Raw genomic sequence first — 19,837 nt, forward strand, 5'->3', positions numbered from 1 at the left:
CTCCTGCACGGCCGCTCCCGATGGGCGGCCGTGCGGTGTCAGTGCTGTCGGTGCGGTGTCACTCGGCGACGGGCGCCGTGGCCGACGAGGCGGCGGTGCCGGCCCCGGCGGCCGCAGCGGCCTTGGCCGCCTCCTCCGCCTCGATCTTGGCGTGGGTCTTGGCCGCACGGCGCTTCATCACCCAGGCCGAGGCCGCCCCGATCACCACGGCGGCCGCGAGGCCCGCCCAGGAGAACCGGGAGAGCCAGGGCTCGATGGCCTTGCCGACCTTGTAGACCAGCAGGGTCGTGCCACCGGCCCAGACGATGCCGCCCAGCACGTTGGCGATCAGGAACTTCCAGTACGGCATCCGGAGCGCGCCCGCGAGCGGACCGGCGAAGATGCGCAGCAGGGCGATGAAGCGGCCGAAGAAGACCGCCCACATGCCCCACTTCTGGAAGGAGCGCTCGGCGGTGGCCAGGTGGGAGGGCCCGAAGTGCTTGGGGAACTTCCGTCCGAGCTTCTCGAACAGCGGCTTGCCGCCCTTGCGGCCGATCGAGTAGCCGATCGAGTCACCGATGATCGCGCCCGCGATCGCGCAGATCGCGATCCCCCACGGGCTCACCACACCCTTGACCGCCATCAGGGACGCCGTGACCAGCGCGATCTCGCCGGGCAGCGGGATGCCCAGCGACTCGATCCCGATGATCAGGCCGATCAGGGCGTACACCGCGGTCGGTGGGACGCTCTCGATCCAGGCGTCGATGTGCAAGGCCAGTACCTCCGTGGCAGGTCGGGCCGGGGTCGGCTCCCCGTGGAGCCGCACGCCCGTCCCGGCGGTTGTCCGATGGCGGCACCCTGGCCGCTCCCCCCGGGGCGCAGCCTAACGTGCCGGGCGGCCCGTCCCCCTGGCCGATCACCCGTTGTTACGACGTACGTCCCGACTCCCATAGTTCCAGGCCGACCGGCATTTCTTCAAGATTCGGTAAAACGCAGTGCGACGACCGACGGACGCTGCTTGATCACGCGCGCGAGCGGCAGCACGGCGCGCAGCAGTCCGCGCCCGCCCTCCGGGTACACCTCCCGCACGCCGGTGACCGCCGGGTGGGCCTGCGCCAGCTTGCCGAGCTCGTCGGCGTCCATGCCGAAGGGCATCGGCGGGGCCTGGTAGTGCCGGTCCCGCAGCTTCCCGGCCACGGCCCGGCGGCCGGCCCAGCGCGGTACCGCGTCCAGCACCAGCGCGCCGCCCGGGAAGCGCTCGGCGCAGGCGGCGATCAGCGCCCGGACCTCGGTCGGCCGCAGGTACATCAGCAGGCCCTCGGTGGTGATCAGCACGCCGCGCGCCGGGTCCGGGTCGACCTCGTCCATCCAGCGCGGGTCGGTGGCCGAGCAGGCGAGGATCCGGTGGCGGTCGTCCGGCGGCAGCAGCTGCTCGCGCAGCCGGGCGGTCTCGGGCAGGTCGACGGACAGCCAGCTCGCCCGGCCGTTGTCGACCCGCCAGGCCTGGGTCTCCAGCCCGTCGCCGAGGCCGACCACGGTGCCCCGCGGGTACCGGTCCAGGAAGTCCGCGACCTCCCGGTCGAAGCAGGCCGCCCGCAGCGCCTGCACCTGGCTCACCAGCCGCGACTCCCCGAACCGGGCGGCGAACGGGAAGTCGATCCGCCCCACCAGCCCCACCGCCACCGGGTCGTGCAGCACCGCGTCGGGCCGCCGGGCCTCTACCGCCCGGTGCCACAGCGTCCACAGCGCCGTCTCGGGCACCTTCCCCAGCTCCGGACGTTCCCCGCCACCGCTCACCGCTCACTCCTTCGGACGTGCACCGTGCTCCGGCATGAACCCGCCGATTCTGACACCCGCCCCGGACCGCCCCTCCCGGCGACGCGCCGCGCCGCGACGCGCTGCGACGCGACGCGGGGCGGGGCGGGGCGGGGCGGGCGTCAGTGGCGGAACACTCCAAGATCCACTCGTGATCGTTGTGCCCGGCGGTGGCCGCTGGCCGCCTCCGTGCTGTCCCAGACTGGCAACGCGGCGCCCTCTCCGGCAGCCGCCTCCACCACCCGGCCCACCCAAGGACTGCCACCGTGAGCGAGCGCGTTCTCATCCCCCGCAACCGGGGGTTCCTCTTCCTCGACTCCCACCCGGCGGGCTGCGCGCGACTGGTCGCCGACATGTGGCAGGACTGCCCCGACCCGGCCCGACTGCCGGACGGCGAAGGGCCGGTGGCCCTGATCATCGGCTCCTCGGCCGGGTACGGCCTGGCGGCCACCGTCGCCGGGCTCAAGCGGGCCGGCATCCGCGGCATCCTGGTCTCCTTCGAGAAGGGCCCCACCGAGCGGCGCACCGCCACGGCCGGCTGGTACCGCACCGCCGCCACCGCCGAACTCGCCAGCGCCGCCGGTCGGGACGTGGTCCTCCTCAACGGCGACGCCTTCTCCGACGCGATGAAGGACCAGGTCGCCGACCTGATCGAGGAGCGCTTCGGCGGCCGGCTGGACCACCTGGTCTACTCGGTGGCCGCGCCCCGGCGCACCGACCCCGACACCGGCACCACCTACGCCTCCGTCCTCAAGCCGATCGGCCGGGCCGACCGCACCAGAACCCTCGTCTTCGACGACCGGGGCCACCCCGAGGTCCGCGAGGTCGGGACCGAACCGGCCGAGGGCGACGACATCGAGCAGACCGTCGCCGTGATGGGCGGGGCCGACTGGGAGCGCTGGATCGACCGCCTCTCCGCCCGGGGGCTCCTCGGCGAGGGCTTCACCACCGCGGCGCTCTCCTACATCGGCTCCCCGCTGACGGCGGCGATCTACCGGCAGGGCACCATCGGCGCGGCCAAGGCCCACCTGGAGGCCACCGCCCGCGCCCTGGACGAGCGGCTCGGCCAGGCGGTCGGCGGGCGGGCCGTCACCTCCGTCAACGGCGCCGCCGTCACCCAGTCCTCCACCGCCGTCCCCGGCATCGCCCTCTACACCGGGCTGCTGCGCGGCGTCCTCGGCCCGGACATGGTCCCGCCGGTGCACCAGCTCGCCACCCTGTGGGACCAGCTCACCGGCGCCGCCCCGCTCCTCCTGGACGACGAGGGCCGGGTCCGGCTGGACGGCTGGGAGCTCGCCGAGGAGGTCCAGGCCGCCGTCGCCGAACGCTGGGCTGCCGCCACCACCGACACCGTGGCCGACCTCGCCGACCTCGACTGGTTCCACGCCGAGGTCCAGCGCCTGTACGGCTTCGCCGTCCCGGGCGTCGACTACACCGCCCCGGTGGCCACCGACGTCCCCTGGCCGGGACCGGTGTCCTGATCCGGCCGGCCTCAGCCCACGCTGAACGCGCCGTCCGGCGGGGGCGGGGAGTCGGTGGCGTCGGCGTCGGTGACCGGGGCCGTGCGGCCGACCAGGGCGGCCAGCTCCGCGCCGTCGGTGAGCCGGGCCGGGAAGATGTCGCCCGCCAGCAGCCGGGTCAGCTCCGCCACCGGCAGTGGGGCCGTCGAGCCGGCCAGCATGATGTTGCCGTACCGGCGCCCGCGCAGCACCGGGGCCTCCGCCACCAGGCACACGTACGGGAACACCGCCCGCACCGTGGCCGCCTGGGCCCGGGCGAAGGCCAGCGGCGGGCCGTCCGCGAGGTTGGCCGCGTAGCAGCCGCCCGGGCGCAGCGCCGCCGCGGCCAGCCGCAGGAACTCCACCGAGGTGAGGTGCGCCGGGGTGCGGGAGCCGTGGAAGACGTCCGCGATCAGCAGGTCCTGCGAGCCGGCCGGGGTGGCCGCCAGGGCCGCCCGGGCGTCGCCGACCGTCGCGGTGACGTCCGCGCCGGGGCCCTGCCAGGGCAGGTGCGCGGCGACCAGTTCCAGCAGCGGCCCGTCCACCTCCACCACGCGCTGCCGCGAACCGGGGCGGGTGGCGGCCAGGTAGCGCGGCATGGTGAGCGCGCCACCGCCCAGGTGCAGCACGTCCAGCGGCCGGCCGGCGGGCGCCAGGGCGTCGGCGAGGTGGCCGAGCCGGCGGGTGTACTCGAACTCCAGGTGGGTCGGGTCGGCGAGGTCGACGTACGACTGCGGGGTGCCGTCCAGGGTGAGCAGCCAGCCGCCGTCCCGGTCGATGTCCGGCATGAGCTTGGCGAAGCCCAGGTCGGTGGCCCGCCCGACCGGCACCGGCTCGTCCGCCTCCACCGGCCCGTCCGTCACGCGGGCTCCCCCACCGGGCGCACGTCCAGGTAGGCCGCCAGCCAGCGGTCCAGCTCGGCGAACACCGCGGTCCGGGCCGTCTCGCCGGACAGCACCAGGTCGTGCATGCCGCCCTCGATCCGCACCACCGTGACGTGCCGGCCCAGCCGAGGCCCCTGCGCGGCGATGTCGTCGGCGCGCAGCACCCCGTCGGCGTGGTGCAGGGCGTTGTGCCACTTGGTGGTGGAGACCGACCTCGTCGAGGCCATCAGCAGCACCGGCACGTCGATCCCCAGCCCGTGCCGCAGCTGCCGGTGCCCCTGGTGGATCGCCGACAGCCAGCCCGCGTACAGCGGGAAGCCCTCGGCCGGCTTGAGGGTGAGGTCGAAGTCCCACTCGCCCTTGTGGTCCTTGTGCAGGCTGTGGGTGTAGTGCGGGTTCAGCGAGGACGGCAGGATCCGGGTCGGCTTCATCCGCGCGAGCGCCGTCACCACCGGCCCGCCCGCCGTCCGCACGGCCGCCCCGGCGGGCATCGACAGGAACGGACTGTTCAGGAACAGCCCGTCCACCAGCCCCCGCCCGGCCCGGCGCCCCGCCCACAGGGCCCCCACCAGCCCGCCGGTGGAGTGCCCGTTCAGCAGCAGCTGCCGGTGCCCGTCCACCTCCCGGATGATCCGCACCGCCTCGTCGATCTCCTCGTCGTACTCGGCGAGGTCGCGGACGAAGTTCGGCGACTGGTGCGGCCGCAGCGAGCGCCCGTACTTGCGCAGGTCCAGGGCGTAGAACGAGAACCCGAGCGCGGCGTAGTGCTCCGCCAGGTTGGTCTGGAAGAAGTAGTCGTTGTACCCGTGGACGTACAGCACCGCCCGCTCCGCCCCCGGCACCACCCGCCGCACCAGCGTCGCGCAGACCGCCCCCTCGTCATCGGACCGCAGCGTCAGCTCGGCCGCCTCGTAGGGGGCACCCAGGATGTCTTCCCGAAACTCCATCTGCCGCCGCACCCGTCCCTCTGCTCCGCCCGCCCTTCCGGCAGGTCACCACCCGTTCCGCCCCCGACCATACCGGCCGGTAGCCGCGGCCCGCGCGGCAGCCGTCCCGAAGCGCTCCGGGGCGAACGGCCGGAGGCCGGGGTGGCGACGGTCGGCGGGTGGAGGGCCGCCGTCACGTGCGCGGCCACGGCCTGGGCGACGCTGCCCGGCTGTCGCCCCCGCTGACGCTGTTGTGCACCGCGCAAGGGTAGCCGTCCGCGCTTCCCCGTCGCTTCGCGTGCGCCTGCTGTGCGCCGGTGGTCGTGTGGAACGCTTCCCGGACGGACACGGCGAGTTGGGGAGTCTGCATGCAGCACGGGCACATCGATCCGTCGCTCTACCGGTCGGCGGCGGAGGCGATCGCGGCGCCGCCGGAGAAACTGGCGTACGTGGCCGGGTTCGACCGGGCGGGGCGGCAGCCGGATGCCCTGCTCACCGTGGACACCGACCCGGCGTCGCCGAGTTACGGGAAGGTCCTCAACTTCGCCGAACTGCCGACCCTCGGGGACGAGTTGCACCACTTCGGCTGGAACGCCTGCTCCAGCGCGCTGGCGCACGCCTGCCACGAGAACCCGGAACGGCGGTTCCTGCTCCTCCCGGGGCTGCGGTCGTCGCGGCTGCACGTGATGGACACCCGGCCGGACCCGGTGCGGCCGCGCCTGGTGAAGACGGTCGAGGCGAAGGAGCTGGCCGCGAAGGCGGGTTACTCGCGGCCGCACACCCTGCACTGCGGCCCGGAGGGGGTGTTCCTGTCCTGCCTCGGCGCGGGTGACGGCGGCGACGGGCCCGGCGGGGTGGCGCTGCTGGACCACACCACCTTCGAGGTGCTGCGCCCCTGGGAGACGGAGCGCGGGCCGCAGCACTTCGCGTACGACGTCTGGTGGCACCTGGGGACCGACGTGGGGGTGACCAGCGAGTGGGGCACCCCGTGGATGGTCGAGGACGGGGTGCTGCCCGAGCAGCTGCTCGCCCGCAAGTACGGCCACGCGCTGCACTTCTGGGAGCTGGGCACCGGCCGGCACCTCCAGCGGGTCGACCTGGGGGACCAGTACCAGATGGTGCTGGAGCTGCGCCCCGCGCACGACCCGCAGGCGGAGTGGGGCTTCGCCGGGGTGGTGGTGAACGTGGAGGACCTGTCCTCCTCGGTCTGGCTCTGGTACCGGGACGGCCCGGCGTTCACCGCCCGCAAGGTGATCGAGATCCCGGCCGAGCCCGCCCGGGCCGAGGAACTCCCGCCCGCGCTACGGCCGTTCGGGGCGGTGCCGCCGCTGGTGACCGACATCAACCTGTCGGTGGACGACCGCTGGCTGTACGTGTCGGCCTGGGGCACCGGCGAGCTGTTCCAGTACGACGTGTCGGACCCGTTCCACCCCCGGCTGGCCTCCTCCGTCCGCCTCGGCGGCGTCGCCGCCCGCACCCCGCACCCGGCCGAGCCGGGGCGGCCGCTGAGCGGGGCGCCGCAGATGGTGGAGATCAGCCGGGACGGACGGCGGCTCTACCTCACCAACTCCCTGTACGGCGCCTGGGACGACCAGTTCTACCCGGACGGCATCGAACCGTGGATGGTCAAGCTGGACGCCGACCCGGAGGCCGGCGGCCTGAGCGTCGACGAGCGGTTCTTCCCGCACGGCGCCGACTTCCGCGGGCTGCGCGTCCACCAGACCCACCTGGCGGGCGGGGACGCCTCCTCGGACTCGTACTGCTACCGGTGAGCCCCGGCGGGGCTACCGGTAGGCCGACCGGTCGAACCGGATCCGGTCCAACGGGAGTCCCACCGCGAGGAGTTCGGCGCGGACGGCGGCGATCATCCCGGCCGGGCCGCTGACGCAGGCGAGGTGCTCGCGCCAGTCCCCGGCGGCGACGGCGTCGGCGAGGCAGCCGGCCGTCACCGGGGTGAGCGACAACCACGGCTTGTGCAGGCCGAGTTCGGAGAGGGACTGCCAGTCGTAGAGGTCGGACCGGTCGCGGGCGCCGACGAAGAGGTGCACCCGGCGGCCCGGCGGGCGGTGCAGTGCCTGCTGTTCGACGATCGCCTTCATCGGGGCGAGTCCGGTGCCGCCCGCGACCAGCAGCAGGTCGCGGGCGTCGCCGTCGGGCAGCAGGCTGCCGCGCGGCGGGCCGAGGCGCAGCCGGTCGCCGAGGGCGGTGTGCTCGACCAGGGCCGCGCTGACGCCGCCGGGGCCGGTCCGGCGGACGTGGAACTCCAACTCGTTGTCGCCGCGCGGGGCGCAGCCCATCGAGTACTGCCGCCAGGTGTGCGGCAGCGTCGGGTGTTCGACCGTGCCGTACTGGCCGGCCCGGTAGGGGTAGGGCTCCCCGGTACGCACCCGGACCACGGCGAGGTCGGGGCGGCGGCGCTCGTGGCCGGTCACCACGGCGTGCCAGTACGGGGGTTCGGTGAGCGCCGAGTCGGCGCCGGCGACCATCGCGCCGACGGCGAACCGCAGCATCCGCACCCAGGCGGCTTCGAGCTCCTGCGTCCACCGTTCGGCGGCCCGGTGCCGGAGGGCCGCGCACAGGGCCTCCTCGAAGGCCTCGTAGTGGACCGGCCGGACGCCCAGCTTCCGGTGGTCGCGGCCGAGTTGGCGCAGCATGCGAGCGAGGTCGGCAGGCTGGTGCAGGTGGTCGATCAGGTGGTGGAAGATGCGTTCCAGGTGGGCCTGCTGGAACTCCATCGAGGCGGGGAAGAGCGGGCGCAGGAAGGGGCGGCGGCGGAACATGACCGCGTAGAGCCGGTCGATCAGGTCCGCGAGCGGGGCGACGGCTCCGAGTTCACGCCGGATCAGGTGCTGGTCCGCGGCGCCGTCGTGGTCCTCGTAGTCCTGGTTCCCGTAGTCCCGGTGGTCCTCGCGGCCGTCGCGGCCGGGTCCTGCACCGGGCCGGGGCCCCGACGGACCGGCGGGGCTGAGGAGTTGGCGCCGTAGTCGCATCGCGTGGTGGCGGGCGATCAGACGGTCGTACTCGGCGGTGGCGGTGGCGGCCGCGTCGGCCTGGCTGCTGTAGTCCATGACCTGCCCAGTCAACTGCCGGGCCACCGGGGCGGGAAGGGCCGATGGCCCCGGACGGTCCCGGGACCATCGGCCCTCCGTGGCCGGCGCGCGGCCCGCGGCGCGCGGCCCGGGCACGGCGGAGCGCCCCGCGCCCCGGTGCTCTCCCACCACCGGTGCGCGGGGCGCCGCCGGTGACTCCCGGCAGGTCCCGGTCCTCAGGCCCCGGCCGCCCCTGCCCCGGCTCCGGCCGCACCTGCCCCCGTCCCGGCCCCCGCCCGGCGCGCGGCGCGGCGGTCCTCCCGCCGCTGCCTCCCACGGCGCAGCGGCTGGTCGGGCACCCACCCGAAGGTCAGGCAGGCGCCCACGATCCCGAGCAGCATGCCGATCACGAAGCCGCCCAGGTTGGAGGTCACCCAACTGCCCAGCGAGGCGAGCGCGGCGAGGATGGAGTAGAACAGCCGCTGGGTCGGGTTGAACAGGATCAGCAGGCCGCACAGCAGCATCACCGACGGCACCAGGTACCCGGCCAGGCCCACCAGTGAGATGTGCAGCAGGACGGGTAGCGGGGCCCACAGGGTGAACAGGATCTCGGCGCCGCCGAGGGTCACCAGCAGCCCGCCCCAGAACGGCCGGTTACCCCGCCAGTCGCGTTTGACCGGGCCCGCGGGGCTCGCGGGAGCAGCGGTCGCGGCGGCTCCGGCGGGAGCGACGGCCCCTGCGGGAGCGGTGGCGGGGCCGGCGACGGGGGCGGCGGTCGCGGGGGCGGTGGCGGCCGTCCCCGCGGCCGCCACCTCCTCGGTCCGCTCAGCGGCGCCCTCGCCGGTCGCGGCCGGCTCCGGTACGGACTCCGTCATGTTCAGCAGCCCTTGGAGCTGAAGCTCAGCCGGAGGTTGGGCAGCTTGAACCCGACGGCGGTGCTGGCGTAGTTGTGCTGGTTGAGGTGGGTCAGCGTGACGTGGTCGGCCTGCTGGCCGAAGACGCCCGGCGCGCCCTTCCCGACCGGGCCGGCCTTGGTGTAGGTGCTGGCGTCGCCGCCGATCTCGATGTTCTTGAACTCCGCGTCGCCGGACAGCAGATCGGAGTCGGTGGTGAGGTCGGAGGCGGACACCGGGGTGCCCTTGTCGCCCGCGTGGATCACCAGGCTGACGCCGCCGAGGTCGACGGCCTGGCACAGGTTGGTGATCTGGGCGGCCTTGATCGCCGAGACCGCGACCAGGACCTGCCCGCCGGTGTTCCCCGCGTTGGGGCTGTCCGGGATCATCGAGTCCAGCGAACCGAACTGGGCGAAGCCGTCGCCGTCGAGCTTGTCGGCGGTGATGGTGAACGGCATGCCGGAGATGGAGAACTGCGCGGCGAGCACGCCCTGGGCGGTGAGGGTCATCAGGATGCCCCCGACCGCGACGGCCGGTACGGCCATCAGGGCGGAGCGCTTCATGCGGACCCGTCCTCTTCTGGTCCCGGTCGGCGTCTGCGGGGTTTCCGCCGCGGCGGCGGCTTCCTCGGACATGGCCATGTGTGCTCCCTGTGGATGGATGGGGTGTGCAGGCAGCTGGCACGTTGTCCTGGCGCGGACAGCGTTCCGCGCCCCGACCGGGCCGTCCACCCCTCGGCAGCGGGGCGGATCCGTTCGGAGCGCGCTGGGTAACTGGGAAGCTACTGCCCGGTATTCGCCGGGTCAATACGGGTGCACGAAGGATCTTCACCAATCCTCCGGGTCGGGCCGTCCAGCCGGTCGGCCGCTTCGCCTGGACCGAGGAAGGGAGCGAGGCAGAACATGCTCAACACCGGGAGCAGCTCGGGCAGTTGATCGCTGCGGCCGGAGGAGATCAGCCGGTAGACCGCGCTGTAGACACCGCCCACCACGGCGTCGACCATCTGCCGCACCCCGACCCCGCCCGGGAGTTGCGGCACGTCGGCGAAGAACGCCCGGAAGCGGATGAGCAGTTGTTCCCGCTCACGACGGCCGGCCGGGCCGACCGCCTCGATCTCGATCACCGCCATGGTCGCGAAGGACGGTGTGCCCGCGAGGAGTTGGAGCATCGCGTCGAGCGCCTGGCGGATCCCGGAGCACCAGTCGGATTCGGCCGCGAAGGCCGCCGCCATCCGCCGGATCACCACCCCGGTGCCGTACCGGTGCGCGGCCAGGAAGGCGTCCTCCTTGCCGCTGAACAGCTCGTAGAAGACCGGCCTGGTCACGCCCGCCGCGCGGCAGATGTCGCTCACCGTCGCGTGCTGGTAGCCGCGTTCGGCCACCGTCCGGACCAGGCCGTCCAGCAGCCGTTCGCGCTGGGTCGCGGCGACCACTCCGGCGGGCTGCCGGCGCGGCCCCGGCTTGATCGACCTGGCCGGATCCCGGCCGGTCCGGGCACCCGGCAGCAGGATCAGGTCGGCACTCCGGAGGTGTTTGGGATCCATCACCAACTCCTGTGTCCTGTATTGACATTGACGTAACGACGGGTTTACAACACTGCCAGGTTTCCAATCGGTCGGCGCGCAGGCCGCCACCGGTCGGATCCAGGGGCTCCGACGGCCCCGGGCGAACCGCCCGGACCGCCGGACCAGGGCGGGAGCCGGGCCCGCGGCGGTGGCAGCCGCCGACCGCCGCCCCACCACGGAGCCACCGCACCACCGTCGCACCGCTGCACCCGTACCGCTGCACCGCTGCACGAACACCGTCGTACCCCAGGAGCGGGCCCGTGGCGCCGGGCCCGCCCGCACCCGTGGTCCGACAGAGCTCCCGGTACGCCATGCACCTCCCCCGTCGTGCACACCACCACACCCGCACGCGGGGATTCCCCCACCCGTCCCCGGACGGAGAGAGGCACCCTCATGCGCATCCGTCGCACGCTCGCAGCCGCATCCCTCGCCGCCTTCGCGCTCACCGGCGCCGCCGTCGCACCGGCCCAGGCCGACTCCCCCGCCGTCCTCACCCAGGGCAGCGCCGGCGGCGCGGCCATCGCCGTCGGCGACACCCTGGTCGCCAACCTGGCGCCCGGCACCGCCGCGACCTTCACCAACGGCGCGGGCAGCACCACCGGGGTGAGCTGCGCCAACTCCTCGTTCTCCGCGACCGTGACGTCCAACCCGACCGCGCCCGGCAGCGCGACCGAGCAGCTCAACAGCCAGTCCTTCGGCTCCTGCACCTCCAACGTCTTCGGTGTCCGGAGCGTCAAGAGCGTCACGGCCACCAGCCTGCCGTACACCAACACCGTCACCTCCGGCTCCGGCACCAACGTGTCGCTCAACGGCACCGGCGCCGGCCCGGTGGGCATCACCGTGGTCCTCAACACCCTGCTCGGCACCGTCACCTGCGTCTACCAGAGCCCCAGCGGCATCACCGGCTCCACCTCGAACACCGACAACAGCATCAGCTTCGCCAACCAGCCCGCCAACCTGGTGTCCGGCCCGGGCCTGTGCTTCTCGACCGGCTACTTCAGCGCCACCTACGGCCCGGTCACCGACAGCTCCGTCGCCGGCAGCCCGGTCCTCTGGGTGAACTGACGCCCCGGGCAAGCGGATCCGTCCGAGCGGCGTACGGCGGGCAGCCGCCCTCCGTACGCCGCTCCACCGGCGCCGACAACGACCCCGACGGCGCCCCGGCAACGGCCCGGGCAGCGACCCCGAGAAGGACCCCGACAACGCCCCGGGACAAGCAAGTGACCGGCCGGTAGGGTGGCGCTGCACGGGCCCCGACGGGACGGGCGCGGCGGACCGGAACGGGGCGGGTCGGATGACCAGCGGCAGCGGCGGCAGCGACGGCAGCACCACCGGCACGGGCTTCTTCGCCTCGGTGGCGGACACCGCCGATCGACTCGCCGCGACCGGCTACCTCGCCTCCACCGCCGTGGCCACCACCGTCTTCCTGGCCGACCGGCTCGGCAAGCCCCTGCTGGTGGAGGGCCCCGCCGGAGTCGGCAAGACCGAACTCGCCAAGGCCGTCGCCGAACTGGGCGCGGCCCGGCTGGTACGGCTGCAGTGCTACGAGGGCATCGACGAGGCCCGCGCGCTCTACGAGTGGAACCACGCCAAGCAGCTGCTGCGGATCACCGCCGGCCGCGACGAGGGCTGGGAGGAGGCCCGCGGCGACATCTTCGGCGAGGAGTTCCTGCTCACCCGCCCGCTGCTCACCGCGATCCGCGGCGAGGAGCCCACCGTCCTGCTGATCGACGAGATGGACAAGGCCGACGTCGAGGTGGAGGCGCTGCTGCTGGAGGTGCTCAGCGACTTCCAGGTGACCGTCCCCGAGCTCGGCACCATCACCGCGACCCGCCGCCCCTTCGTCCTGCTCACCTCCAACGCCACCCGCGAGCTCTCCGAGGCGCTGCGCCGCCGCTGCCTGTTCCTCCACCTCGACTACCCGGACGCCGAGTTGGAGCGCCGGATCGTCCGGCTCAAGGTGCCGGGGCTGGACGCGACCCTGGCCGAGTCGCTGGTCCGGGTGGTCGGCGCGCTGCGCGCGATGGACCTGCGCAAGGCCCCCTCGGTCGCCGAGACCATCGACTGGGCCCGCACCCTGCTGGCCCTCGGCGCGGACACCCTGGACGACGCGGTCGTCCGGGACACCCTCGGGGTGATCCTCAAGCACCAGGACGACGTCCGCAAGGCCGCCCAGAAGCTCACCCTCGCGTGACCACCCCGGGGGCCACCGACACCGCCGCCCGGCTGACCGGACTGGTCCGCGCCCTGCGCGGGCACGGCCTGCGGATCGGCCCGGCCGAGACGGTGGACGCCGCCGCCGTGCTCGACGTGCTCGGCTTCGCCGACCGGGAGCAGATGCGGGCCGGACTGGCCGCCGCCCTGCTGCGCTCGGACGGCCAACGGACGGTCTTCGACGCCACCTTCGACCTGTTCTTCCCGCTCGGCGTCGGCACCCCCGAGGCCCTGCGCACCCCCGAGGCCCGGCACGGCACCGACCCCTCGGCCGAGCCCGCGCCGCAGGCTGCGGATCCGCCGCGCTTCGGCCGCCCCGACCCGCTCCGCGACCGGCTGCGCGAGCGCCTCGCCGCCGCCCTGGCCGCCGACGACCGGGCCGCCCAGGCCCGGCTGGCCGGCGAGGTGATCGAGGCCTTCGGCCGGTACGGCACCGGCAGCACGCCCGGTTCGGACGGCTGGTCCGCCCACCAGGCGCTCGGCCGGCTGGCCCCCGAGACCCTGCTCGCCCGGATCCTCGCCGGCCTGCGGGACCAGGGCCCGGACGGCCACGCCGACCGCGACCTCGCCGACCGCGTGCTCGCCGACGAGATCCGCCGCCGCATCCGGGACTTCCGCGCCCTGGTCTCCGCCGAGGCCCGCCGCCGGGTCGCCGAACTGCGCGGCGCCGAACGGATCGCGGAGCGCGCCGTCGCCCCCACCGTCGACCGGATCGACTTCCTGGCCGCCGGCCGCGACCAGCTCGCCGAACTGCGCCGCACCGTCCACCCGTTGGCCCGCAAGCTGGCCACCCGGCTGGCCGCCCGGCGGCGCCGCGCCGCCCGCGGGCGGATCGACCTGCGGCGCACCCTGCGCCGCTCCCTCGGCACCGGCGGGGTGCCGCTGCGCCCCGCGTACCGGCTGCGCCGCCCGGCCCGGCCGGAGCTGGTGCTGCTGTGCGACGTCTCCGGCTCGGTGGCCGGCTTCGCCGACTTCACCATGCTGCTGGTCCAGGCGATGGGCGAACAGTTCAGCAAGGTCCGGGTGTTCGCCTTCGTCAACCGCACCGCCGAGGTCACCGACCTGCTGCGGCGGGGCGAGGGCGACCCGGCCCGGCTCGCCGCCCGCATCGTCGCCGAGGCCCGGGTGACGGGCTACCACGGCAACAGCGACTACGGCTCCGCCCTGGGCGAGTTCGCCGACCACCACCTGGCCGCCGTCGGCCCCCGCACCTGCGTGCTCGTCCTCGGCGACGCCCGCAACAACCACCGCGACCCCCACCCGGAGGCGCTGCGCCGGATCGCCGCCCGCGCCCGCCGGGTCATCTGGCTCAACCCCGAACGCCCCGCGCTCTGGACGACCGGCGACTCCGCCGCCCCGACGTACGCGGACGTGGTGGAGATGCACTCCTGCCGCAACGCCCGCCGCCTCGGCGAACTGATCGCCCGCCTGCTGCCGGTCTGACGCGTACGGCCCGAGGCCGCCGGCCCGGCCGCTGGGGAGCAGCGGCGGGTCGGCGGCCTCAGGTGGTCTGCGGGCACTCAGGCAGTCAGTGGGCGCTCCAGTGGTCAGCGCGCGCCGAGGTGGTCCGGGGCCGGGCGCGGCGCCGCGACGGGCGGCCGGGCGTCGGTGCCGGGCGCGGCGGCCGGGGCCGGTCGCAGCGGCCACCAGAGGGCGCGGCCGAGCAGGGCGGCCAGGGCCGGAACGGTGACCAGGGAGAGCACCAGCGCGGAGAGCAGGATGCCCAGCGTCAACGAGAAGGCGACCTGCTCGCTGCCCGGGGTGGTGGCCAGCGTCGCGAAGGAGCCGGCCAGCACCAGGCCCGCGGTGGCGACGGCCGGGGCGGTGTGCCGGACGGCGCGGGCCACGGCGGAGCGGGCCGACCCGGGCCGGTGCATCTCCTCGCGGATCCGGTCGGTGATCAGGATGTTGTAGTCGGTGCCGAGGGCGACCACGAACAGGAACAGCACCAGCGGGAGCGTGAAGGAGACACCGGGCTGGTCCAGCCCGTGCTGGAACAGCAGGGTGGCCGCGCCGAGGGTGGCGGCGAACCCGAGGCCGACGGAGAGCATCAGCGCGACCGGGGCGAGCAGGCTGCGCAGGAGCAGCAGCAGGATCAGGGCGATCAGGGCGGCCGCGACCGGGAAGACCACGGTGAGGTCGCGGTCGACGGCGGTGGCGATGTCGGCGAAGATCGCCGCGGTGCCGCCGACGTGGCCGACCGTCCCGGCCGGGGTGTGGGCGGCGACCGCGGCGCGGACCGGGCCGGAGGCGAGGTCCCGGGCGCGCTGGCTCTGCGGGTCGGCGTTCAGGTAGAGGTCGATCCGGGCGGCCCGGTGGTTGTCGGCGAGGACGGGCCGGCCGACCTGGCCCACCCCTTCGACGCCCTTGAGCTCGCGGGCCAGGCCGTCGAAGCGGGCCGCGTCGACGGTGCCGCCGTCCCGGGCGACGAGGTAGACGGTGGTCGGGTCGGAGACGCCGGCGGGCATGGCCCGGGCGATCTCGGCGGCGGTGGCGGCGGCGGCCGTGGTGGTGGAGTCGCCCTGGCTGTAGTCCATCTTGAGTCCAGCGGTGCCGGCGGCCAGCGTGCCCAGCAGGGCGACGGAGGCGAGCAGCAGCGCCAGCGGCCGGCGGGCGACGAGTTCACCGAAGCGGGCGGCGACGCCCGGGCGCGGCTCCCGGCGCAGGGCGCGGGAGGGCCAGAAGATCCCGCGGCCGCAGGCGGCGAGCAGGGCGGGCATCAGGGTGAGGCTGCCCAGCAGCATGACCAGCACGGCGACGGCGACGGCCGGGCCGAGCGAGCGGAACTGGCCGAAGCTCGCCACGGCCAGGGTGGCGAAGGCGGCGACGATGGTCAGCGCGGCGGAGGTGATCGCGGTGCCGACCTTGCCGGACACCTCGGCGGCGGCCTCCCGGGCGTTCTGCTCGGGCCGGGCGCGCAGCTGCTCGCGGAACCGGAAGAGCAGGAACAGCAGGTAGTCGACGCCGATGCCGAGCAGCACCACCGCGATCAGGCCGGGGGTGGAGCTGTCCAGCTTGAGGCCGGTGAGGGCGGCCGCGCCGGCCACGGCGCCGTTGGCCGCGCCGCTGACCATGGCGACCGCGAGCAGCGGCAGCAGGGCGGCGAGCACGCTGCGGAAGACCAGCACGTTGAGCAGCACGATCAGGGCGGTGAGCAGGGCGCTGCCGAGCACCATGGCGCCCCGGTTGGCCTCGGTGGTGTCGGACACCTGGGCGAGTCCGCCGGTGAAGCCGGTGCGCATGCCGATCCCGTCGAACTGGGCCCGGGCCTGGTCCCGGAAGGTGCGGTAGACGCCCTGGACGCCCTCGTCCGCGGCGTTGCCGGTCAGTTCGACGCTGAGCAGTTCGAAGGTGCGGTCCGGTGCGACCGTGGCGGGGGCGACCCGGGGGGTCTGGGAGCGGTCGGGGACCAGCGCGGCCGGCTCGTCCGGCTTCCGGGGCATGGTGACCTTGCGTTCCCCCAGTTTGGCGGCGCCGGCCTCGATCTTGTGCTGGTCGTCGGCGGTGAGCGCCTTCCCGTCGGTGCGGGCGACCAGCACGGTGACGGTGGTGGCGTCCGGCTTGACGCCGAAGTCCTGCTCGGCGATCCGCAGTGCGGCCGCCGAGTCGTAGCTGCGCGGCAGGAACTCCCCGCTCTGCGACTGGGTCACCCGGGACATCAGCATCGGGCTGAGCACGGCCAGCCCCATGCCCAGCACCGCCCACACGGCGATGACCTTCCAGGCGTGTCGGGTGGAGAATCCGGTCAGTGCGCGGATCACTGTTCCTCCGGTCGGTGGACGCGAACGTCGGCCTCTGGACCGGGGGTTCCCGGCCTGTTCCAAGACCATCAGCCGCGGGGGTGCCGGGGCGTCCGGGCTGCGGAGGATTCCGCCGGGGGCCCGCGCTCCCCCGCCGGGGGCCGGGACCGGGACCGTGGTCCTGGTCCGGGAGCCTGCTCCTCCGCCCGGGGGACCACGCGAGGGCCGCCCGGCCGATGCCAGAATGGCGAGGTCAGCGCTGGTCAGCCGGGAGGAAACAGATGGACGGGCGTCAGCGCCCCGGGGTGGGCACGGGTACCGACGGGCCGCCGGAGGACTGGACGGACCGCCTGCCGTGGACCCGTACCGACGCCATGGTGGCCATCGGCGCCGGCGCCCTGGACCTGATCGGCTACGTCCTGCTCGGCCCGGTGACCGGCACCCGCAGCATGAGCGTGCCGGCCTTCGCGCTGAGCGTCCTGTCCGCCCTGCCGCTGCTGGCCCGGCGCAGCCGCCCGCTGCCGGCGCTGGCCGTCGTCCTGGTGCTCCAGGCGGGGACCGACCTGCTCTCCCCGATGGGCTCGCACTTCGGCGCGGTGCTGGCCGTCGCGCTGTACTCGGTCGGGGTGAGCCTGAGCGTCCCGGTGACCGCGGCCGCCGCGGCGGCGACGGCGCTGAGCACCACGCTGAGCCAGTTCCGCCTCGACTCCCCGCTCTGGCCGCAGCTCGTCGCCGACCCGACGGCCGCCGCCATGGTGGCCGGGGCCGGCCTGGTGGTGGCCCGCTGGCAGCGCGAGGTGGCCGCCAACCGCCGGCTGCTGGCGGACCGCGCGGTGGCCGACGAACGCCGCAGGATCGCGAGGGAGTTGCACGACATCGTGGCCCACCACATCACCACCATGCAGCTGATGGCCGGCGGTGCCCGCGCCAACCTCGGGGACCAGGAGGTGGTCCGGGACGCCCTGGTCGTCCTGGAGTCCTCGGGCCGGCTGGCGCTGCGCGAGATGCGCCAGCTGCTGAACGTGCTGCGGACCGGGGACGAACCGGATGCCGCCCCGCCGCTGCCCCAGCCCGGGGTGGAGGACCTGGAGCGGCTGGTGGACGAGTCCCGGGTGGCCGGGCTGCCGACCGAGTTCACCGTCGACGGGCCCCCGCGCCCGCTGCCGCCGACGGTCGGCCTGACCGTCTTCCGGATCGTGCAGGAGGGCCTCACCAACGCCCGCAAGTACGCCGGGCCCGCCCGGGCCACCGTCCGCCTCGCCTACCACCCGGACCGGGTGACCGTCGAGGTGCGGGACGACGGCGGCGGCGCGCCCCCGGCGGAGCCCACCGGCCGGGCCGGGTACGGCCTGCTCGGCATGCGCGAGCGGGTCGCCCTGCACGGCGGCACCCTGGCGACCGGCCCGCAGCCGGGCGGCGGCTTCGCCGTGGCCGCCGAACTCCCGCTGAGCGACGCCGAATCGGCCGAGGCCGCGGTCCAGACCGGGCAGGTGCTCCGATGACCGGGCGGATCCGGGTGCTGCTGGTGGACGACCAGCCGCTGGTGCGCCGCGGCCTGTCGCTGATCCTCTCCCCCGACCCGTCCCTGACCGTGGTCGGCGAGGCCGGGGACGGCGAGCAGGCCGTCGCCGCCGCCCTCCGGCTGCGCCCCGACGTCGTGGTGATGGACATCCGGATGCCCGTCCTGGACGGCGTCGGCGCGACCGAACGGCTGGCCCGGGAGCTGCCCGGCTGCCGGGTCCTGGCGCTGAGCACCTTCGACATGGACGAGTACGTGGTGGCCGCGCTGCGCGCCGGCGCCCACGGCTTCCTGCCCAAGGACGTCTCCCCGGAGGAGCTGAGCTCGGCGATCCGGACGGTGCACGCCGGGGAGGCGGTGGTCGCCCCGCGGCTGCTCACCCGGCTGATCTCCACCTACGTCCGGGCGCCCGCCGCGCCCGCACCGGCGTCGTCGGCCGCCGTGCGGTGCGGCGAGCTCACGCCCCGGGAGGTCGACGTGTGGCGGCTGATCGCCACCGGGCTCGACAACGGCGCGATCGCGCTGGCCCTGGAGATCAGCCAGTCCACCGTGAAGAACTACATCACCAGCATCTTCGGCAAGCTGGACGTCCGGGACCGCGCCCAGGCGGTGATCGCCGCGTACGAGTCCGGCCTGGTCACCGCCCGCACGGGGCAGGGCGACCAGGCCGGCCGGAACTCCGGCTAGTCCAGGCTCTTGAGGAAGTCCAGCAGCGCCTCGGTGACCTCGGCCGGGCGCTCCTGCTGGGTCCAGTGGCCGGTGTCCGGCAGCCGGACGTGCCGGTGCAGCCGCGGGGTCAGCTCCGTCAGCAGGTAGTCCAGCACACCGGGCGGGATCATCGCGTTCACCAGGTCCTGCTCGCCGGCCACGTACAGCGCGGGCACCTCGATCCGCAGGCCGGTGAAGGCAGCCATCAGCTCGTTGTTGCGGTCGATGTTGCGGTACCAGTTGAGCCCGCCGGTGAAGGCCCGCTCACCGTGCCGGGCGTAGTCGGCGGCGAACACATCGAGGTCCGCGTCGGTGAGCCAGCCGGGCAGCCGGTCCGGCTCCGGGATGGTGTCCAGCAGGGTCCTGCCCTCGGGGACGACCCACGGCCGCGGCTCGCCACCGGGCTGGAGGCCGCACAGCACCCGGCGCAGGCTGGACCTGATGTCGGCGGCCAGCTCGGCGTCGGCCCGGCCGGGCTGCTGGAAGTAGATCTGGTAGAAGCCCTCGCCGAACCTCTCCCGGGCCGCCTGCAGCGTGCCGGGGCCGGCCGGCAGCGGCGGGACGCTCAGGCCGGCGACCCCGCGCACCAGGTCCGGCCGGAGGGCGGCGGTGCCCCAGGCGACCGGCGCGCCCCAGTCGTGGCCGACCACCACGGCCTTCTCCCCGCCGAGTTCGCGGATCAGCGCGGTGACGTCGCCGATCAGGTGCAGTACGGAGTACGCGTCCACGGCCGCCGGCTGCGCGCTGCGGGCGTAGCCGCGCTGGTCGGGGGCGACCACCCGGTACCCGGCCGCGGCGAGCGGCGCGAACTGGTGGCGCCAGGAGTACCAGCTCTCCGGGAAGCCGTGCAGCAGCAGGACCAGCGGCCCCTCCCCCTGTTCGGCGAGGTGCAGCCGGACACCGTTCACCTCGATCTCGCTGTGCTTGATCGCCTCGTTCAACTCCCGCTCCCGTTCCGCTCCGTAGGACCCCGAGGGCTCTCCTCCCAGGCTCAACAAGCGGACGGCCCCGACTTGTTCCGGCACCGGGACAAGCAGCCGAGGCCGCCCCGGAACTCCGGGACGGCC

The 19,837-nt window shown here is 74.7% G+C and carries 17 protein-coding genes; 7 read left to right on the forward strand and 10 right to left on the reverse strand.

Annotation, left to right across the window (positions count from 1 at the left end):
• Positions 1-58 precede the first annotated feature (58 nt).
• Positions 59-751: a DedA family protein gene (locus ACFC1T_RS35270; RefSeq protein ID WP_375895971.1), complete on the reverse strand. Its 693-nt coding sequence runs from the start codon at positions 749-751 to the stop codon at positions 59-61.
• 203 nt (positions 752-954) lie between these two features.
• Positions 955-1,776, reverse strand: coding sequence for a class I SAM-dependent methyltransferase (locus ACFC1T_RS35275; RefSeq protein WP_375895974.1), 822 nt, complete (start codon positions 1,774-1,776; stop codon positions 955-957).
• Between the two features lie 284 nt (positions 1,777-2,060).
• Between ACFC1T_RS35275 and fabV the strand changes: the two genes are divergently transcribed.
• Positions 2,061-3,275, forward strand: a complete 1,215-nt coding sequence (gene fabV / locus ACFC1T_RS35280; protein ID WP_375895976.1) for an enoyl-[acyl-carrier-protein] reductase FabV — start codon at positions 2,061-2,063, stop codon at positions 3,273-3,275.
• An 11-nt stretch (positions 3,276-3,286) separates the two neighbouring features.
• Here fabV and ACFC1T_RS35285 read toward each other — a convergent pair whose 3' ends face one another.
• Both ACFC1T_RS35285 and ACFC1T_RS35290 read right to left on the reverse strand, forming a co-directional pair.
• Positions 3,287-4,081, reverse strand: a complete 795-nt coding sequence (locus ACFC1T_RS35285) for a spermidine synthase (protein ID WP_375896042.1) — start codon at positions 4,079-4,081, stop codon at positions 3,287-3,289.
• 71 nt (positions 4,082-4,152) lie between these two features.
• Positions 4,153-5,124 carry an alpha/beta hydrolase gene (locus ACFC1T_RS35290; protein WP_375895979.1) on the reverse strand — a complete coding sequence of 324 codons (972 nt, stop codon included), beginning with the start codon at positions 5,122-5,124 and terminating at the stop codon, positions 4,153-4,155.
• A 347-nt stretch (positions 5,125-5,471) separates the two neighbouring features.
• Between ACFC1T_RS35290 and ACFC1T_RS35295 the strand changes: the two genes are divergently transcribed.
• Positions 5,472-6,875: a selenium-binding protein SBP56-related protein gene (locus ACFC1T_RS35295; protein ID WP_375895982.1), complete on the forward strand. Its 1,404-nt coding sequence runs from the start codon at positions 5,472-5,474 to the stop codon at positions 6,873-6,875.
• A 12-nt stretch (positions 6,876-6,887) separates the two neighbouring features.
• Here ACFC1T_RS35295 and ACFC1T_RS35300 read toward each other — a convergent pair whose 3' ends face one another.
• The 4 genes from ACFC1T_RS35300 to ACFC1T_RS35315 form a co-directional block, all read right to left on the reverse strand.
• Positions 6,888-8,171 (reverse strand): globin domain-containing protein, encoded by a 1,284-nt coding sequence (locus ACFC1T_RS35300; protein ID WP_375895985.1) that lies wholly within the window; start codon positions 8,169-8,171, stop codon positions 6,888-6,890.
• Between the two features lie 197 nt (positions 8,172-8,368).
• Positions 8,369-9,007, reverse strand: a complete 639-nt coding sequence (locus tag ACFC1T_RS35305; RefSeq protein ID WP_375895987.1) for a DUF6114 domain-containing protein — start codon at positions 9,005-9,007, stop codon at positions 8,369-8,371.
• Between the two features lie 2 nt (positions 9,008-9,009).
• The gene (locus ACFC1T_RS35310; RefSeq protein ID WP_375895990.1) at positions 9,010-9,666 is read right to left on the reverse strand and encodes a DUF6230 family protein; all 657 of its coding nucleotides are present in this window, start codon (positions 9,664-9,666) and stop codon (positions 9,010-9,012) included.
• A gap of 140 nt (positions 9,667-9,806) precedes the next feature.
• Complete coding sequence (locus ACFC1T_RS35315) at positions 9,807-10,568, reverse strand: TetR/AcrR family transcriptional regulator (protein ID WP_375895993.1); 762 nt, start codon at positions 10,566-10,568, stop codon at positions 9,807-9,809.
• A 414-nt stretch (positions 10,569-10,982) separates the two neighbouring features.
• Between ACFC1T_RS35315 and ACFC1T_RS35320 the strand changes: the two genes are divergently transcribed.
• From ACFC1T_RS35320 to ACFC1T_RS35330, 3 genes are all read left to right on the forward strand, one after another.
• Complete coding sequence (locus tag ACFC1T_RS35320) at positions 10,983-11,654, forward strand: Tat pathway signal sequence domain protein (RefSeq protein WP_375895996.1); 672 nt, start codon at positions 10,983-10,985, stop codon at positions 11,652-11,654.
• 229 nt (positions 11,655-11,883) lie between these two features.
• On the forward strand, positions 11,884-12,783 hold the full coding sequence (locus ACFC1T_RS35325; protein ID WP_375895998.1) for an AAA family ATPase: 900 nt from the start codon (positions 11,884-11,886) through the stop codon (positions 12,781-12,783).
• Positions 12,780-14,246 (forward strand): VWA domain-containing protein, encoded by a 1,467-nt coding sequence (locus ACFC1T_RS35330; RefSeq protein WP_375896001.1) that lies wholly within the window; start codon positions 12,780-12,782, stop codon positions 14,244-14,246. The genes ACFC1T_RS35325 and ACFC1T_RS35330 overlap by 4 nt, the downstream gene beginning before the upstream one ends.
• 104 nt (positions 14,247-14,350) lie before the next feature.
• Here the strand turns inward: ACFC1T_RS35330 and ACFC1T_RS35335 are convergent, their stop codons facing one another.
• Positions 14,351-16,564 (reverse strand): MMPL family transporter, encoded by a 2,214-nt coding sequence (locus tag ACFC1T_RS35335; protein ID WP_375896003.1) that lies wholly within the window; start codon positions 16,562-16,564, stop codon positions 14,351-14,353.
• Between the two features lie 260 nt (positions 16,565-16,824).
• Here ACFC1T_RS35335 and ACFC1T_RS35340 point away from each other — a divergent pair, with 260 nt between their 5' ends.
• Together ACFC1T_RS35340 and ACFC1T_RS35345 are read left to right on the forward strand one after the other, a co-directional pair.
• A complete protein-coding gene (locus ACFC1T_RS35340; protein ID WP_375896005.1) occupies positions 16,825-18,045 on the forward strand; it encodes a sensor histidine kinase in 1,221 nt (406 codons plus the stop codon).
• Positions 18,042-18,749, forward strand: coding sequence for a response regulator (locus ACFC1T_RS35345; RefSeq protein ID WP_375896008.1), 708 nt, complete (start codon positions 18,042-18,044; stop codon positions 18,747-18,749). Before ACFC1T_RS35340 ends, ACFC1T_RS35345 begins: the two co-directional genes overlap by 4 nt.
• On the opposite strand, the gene ACFC1T_RS35350 is transcribed toward ACFC1T_RS35345, so the two are convergent.
• Positions 18,746-19,711 carry an alpha/beta fold hydrolase gene (locus ACFC1T_RS35350; protein WP_375896011.1) on the reverse strand — a complete coding sequence of 322 codons (966 nt, stop codon included), beginning with the start codon at positions 19,709-19,711 and terminating at the stop codon, positions 18,746-18,748. The genes ACFC1T_RS35345 and ACFC1T_RS35350 overlap by 4 nt on opposite strands.
• Positions 19,712-19,837: the final 126 nt, after the last annotated feature.

The organism is Kitasatospora sp. NPDC056076 (genome assembly GCF_042266305.1).
Taxonomy (GTDB): domain Bacteria; phylum Actinomycetota; class Actinomycetes; order Streptomycetales; family Streptomycetaceae; genus Kitasatospora.